At 72.4% G+C, this 3,390-nt stretch carries 3 protein-coding genes and 1 pseudogene; 3 read left to right on the forward strand and 1 reads right to left on the reverse strand.

Going from position 1 to position 3,390, the window contains the following annotated elements; all coding sequences use genetic code 11:
* Window positions 1–75 precede the first annotated feature (75 nt).
* A complete protein-coding gene (locus HUN59_RS03160) occupies window positions 76–798 on the forward strand; it encodes a hypothetical protein (protein ID WP_174777470.1) in 723 nt (240 codons plus the stop codon).
* 41 nt (window positions 799–839) lie between these two features.
* Here the strand turns inward: HUN59_RS03160 and HUN59_RS03165 are convergent, their stop codons facing one another.
* The gene (locus HUN59_RS03165; RefSeq protein WP_174777471.1) at window positions 840–1,832 is read right to left on the reverse strand and encodes a PrsW family intramembrane metalloprotease; all 993 of its coding nucleotides are present in this window, start codon (window positions 1,830–1,832) and stop codon (window positions 840–842) included.
* 73 nt (window positions 1,833–1,905) lie between these two features.
* Here HUN59_RS03165 and HUN59_RS03170 point away from each other — a divergent pair, with 73 nt between their 5' ends.
* On the forward strand, window positions 1,906–2,169 hold the full coding sequence (locus HUN59_RS03170; RefSeq protein WP_174777472.1) for a glutaredoxin family protein: 264 nt from the start codon (window positions 1,906–1,908) through the stop codon (window positions 2,167–2,169).
* 167 nt (window positions 2,170–2,336) lie between these two features.
* A pseudogene (locus tag HUN59_RS19325) lies at window positions 2,337–3,390 on the forward strand (hypothetical protein); the annotation flags it as partial.

Below are 3,390 nucleotides of genomic sequence, written 5' to 3' on the forward strand. Positions count from 1 at the left end.
GATCGTCGCCTGGAGTGCGGCGGTGCTCCTGGCCTCCCTGGCGGCGATCGTGACCCTTGCCATCCACCACAGGAGATGAACACTGCAGCGCTCTCGAAGCGGTTCACGGCCTTCCTCGTCGGGGGTGCCGCGATCGCCATGATCGCGACGACACTGAGTCCGGTCCCAGCCGAGGCAGCTGCCGTCCGAGACCGCGCGGCTGAGATCGCGGACTTCGAGCAAGCCCTCGTCCAGAACCGACTCGACGAGCTCCCCGCGTCAGAACGCGAGGCGGCGGTCCGTCGAGCTGCTCTCGATGATCACCGAACGTCGAGCGGAGCGACGCTCGACGGATCTACCGCGACGGTGCTCGCGAACGGCAGCGGCTCCGTCGTCAGGATCGGCCTGAAGGGGGCAGGGCTGGAGACCATCTCGAGCCGATCCTCCTTCTTCGACGCAGCTGGTCGCTTGACGACCACGGTCGAGTTCGCCTTCCGAGGGGACGGCGAGGGCGGCGGGAGCCTCGAGGTCTGGCAGGACCGCGAACTGCGCTTCTCGAAGTCGATCACCGCTGCGGAGGCAGAGAAGAGCGTCGCGCTCGCCGCACAGCAGTCACGCGCGTCGGCCGGGTTCTGGGCCAAGCTCAACGACTGCCTGAGCAAGCAGAACGTGAACGCCTGGGCCCTCGCCATCCTCGCCGGGGTGTGCGGTGCCGCTTGCATCGTGACCGCCGGCACGGCGTGCGCGGTCTGCATCGGAGCGTCGATCGGCTTCCCGACGGGCGTCGTCGCGAGCTGTGTGGTCCGCGCGAGCCAGTAGCGAGCGCAGGAAGCGGAGGATCGGGCCCCGTGCCGGACGCATCACTGCCCAGGCAGCCGGGGTGGCGTCGACCGCCAATCCCGATCCTCCGCACCCGCGTTGCTGACCGACCATGCCGGCGCGGACGACCGAGACCACGCCACGGCTTCGGGGCTGCCGTCCCGGCGGTGATGGTGCACGAGCACCGCGACGAGGACGACCACGCCGATCAGGGTCACGACGAGCAACCCGACGACGTACAGCGTCGTCGCGAGCGAGGCCAGCCCGGGCGGCACCGTCCCGGTCTGCGCCGCCGACAGGGGCGTTCCGGTGAACACGAACGCCAGGAGCGTCGACAGGGTGCTGTTGCTGTCCCACAGTCCGTGCAGCACCGAGACGACGACGTACGCGACCGGGATCCACCACGACCAGCGGAGCTTCGCCCCGCCCCGCGCGGCGCCGAACAGCACCGCTCCGAGGATCGCGGTCCAGAGCACGTGCCCGACCGGCGACAGCACGGCCCGCACCACCTCGGTCTGCAGCAGGGACACCAGGTCGATGCCGCGCTCGGTGATCGCCGCGTTGAAGGCGTACCCGGCGGACTCGAACGCCGCGAAGCCCGCGCCGATCGTCGCGCCGAGCAGGGCACCCTGGCCGGCGGTCTTCGGGCGGACGCGCCAGCCGACGAACAGGAGCAGGACGCCCTTGACGAACTCCTCGACGAAGCCCACGACGACGTAGATGAAGGCGCCCTGGCGCAGGTCGGCCTCGAGGAGCGAGGCACCGAGCACGCCGAGGATCCCGCCGACGAAGAACGCCGTGACGAGCTGCATCGTGCTCACGGTCCCGGTCACCCGCTCGATCACGAACAGGACGACCGTGAACGGCACGAGGAAGCTGCCGAGCAGGATGATCGTCGGCACGAGGTTGGTGTTCAACGTCACCACCGTCACGACGATGGTGACGGCCCAGAGCAGGAAGCCGGCGAGCAGGGTCTTCCACCACCAGCCGTGGCGGTGGTGCGGGTGGACGGCGACGTCCGTCGTCAGGGTCATGCGGCCATCGTGCTCCGGCCGCGCCGCCGATGCCGCGGGAATGTCCGGACCTGTACGGACGTACTGTGTGGACATGACTGACGAGACGTTCGACAAGGTGACGATGTTCGGCGCGGACTGGTGCCGCGACTGCCGGCGGTCGAAGGCGCTGCTCGACCGGCTCGGCGTGGACTACGAGTACGTGGACGTCGAGGCGGACCTGTCGGCGGCCGACCGCGCCGAGGCGATCAGCGAGCGGAAGAACATCCCCGTCGTGGTGCTCCCGAACGGCAAGCACTTCGTGGAGCCGTCGGACGCCGAACTCCAGGGCGAGCTCGAGGCGTCCGGCGTGGTCTGACGCCGGCCGCGGGCTCTGCGCGGCCCGAGTCTCGCGCTGAGCGACGAGTCCCGGCCGCGCATTCGCGAGACTCGTCGTCCAGCGCGAGTCTCGGCCACGCCACCAGCCCGCGGGTCGGGAGCGCGCACCCCCGCGCGGACATCGGATGAATCCGGCAGGATGAGCTCGTGATCATCGACGCTCACCACCACCTCTGGGATCCGTCCGACCGGCCGTACCCCTGGATGGACGACTCGGTCGCCCCGCTCCGCCGCCGCTTCGACACGGACGACCTCCGCGCCCTCACGCGAGCCGCCGGCATCGACCGGACGATCGTCGTGCAGGCGGCGCACGACCCCGGCGAGACCGAGTGGCTCCTGACCCAGCCCGCGCCGGTCGCCGGGGTCGTCGGATGGGTGGACCTGACCGCACCGGACGTCGCTGACCGACTGGCCACCCTGACGGAGGGCGCCGGCTCCGACAGCGCCGGCCCCCGCGGTGCGGACCCCGGGCCCCGCCTGGTCGGCATCCGGCACCAGGCCCACGACGAACCCGACCCCGCCCGGGCCGCGTGGGCCTCGGCAGCCGTCCGCCGCTTCGCCGCCGCGACGAACCTGCTCGTCGCCGCCCGCACCTACCGCATCGTCGGTGGCGACCCCCGCGACACCGCCGCGCTCGACGCCCTGCTGACCGGACTCGGCGCCCGTCCGGCCGAGTCGCACGAGCCCGTCGACCAGCTGTGGTGCCTCGGGGACCCCGCCGAGTCGACCGCGGCCGTCGAGCGCGAGGCCGACCGCCCCCGCGGCGCCACCCTCGTCGTGGTGGACGCCGGCCGGTACGTCCCCGCCGTCGACGAGGACGCCTTCGGCCCGGTCGCCCCGGCACGCCCAGGGGTGCTCGCCGTCCCGGCGCTGTCCGACGACGTGTTCCTCGTCTCGACTGGCCGCGACCCCGAGGACGACCCCGCAGCGGCAGCCCGCATCCGCTGGGCCCGGCGCTCGATGCCGGTGTCGCGCGCGGTCGCCGCCGAGCTCCGGGACGGCGGCCTGCTCCGCGGCACCCGGGTCGGGGTGTCGATGGTGCTCGAACCGAAGACCGCGGTCCTCGTGCTGCTCCTGCGGGACGCCGGCGCCGAGGTGGTCGTCTACGCGCACGCCGACGAGACCGACGACGCGGTCGCGCAGGCGCTCCGGGACGCGGGTGTGCCGGTGCACGCGTCGAGCACGGCGACGACCGCCGAGC

The sequence above is a fragment of the Curtobacterium sp. Csp2 genome (assembly GCF_013347165.1).

Coding starts and splice junctions, on each gene's coding strand:
- HUN59_RS03170 (WP_174777472.1), top strand. CDS start 1,906: ATGACTGACGAGACGTTCGACAAGGTGACGATGTTCGGCGCGGACTGG.
- HUN59_RS03160 (WP_174777470.1), top strand. CDS start 76: ATGAACACTGCAGCGCTCTCGAAGCGGTTCACGGCCTTCCTCGTCGGG.
- HUN59_RS03165 (WP_174777471.1), bottom strand. CDS start 1,832: ATGACCCTGACGACGGACGTCGCCGTCCACCCGCACCACCGCCACGGC.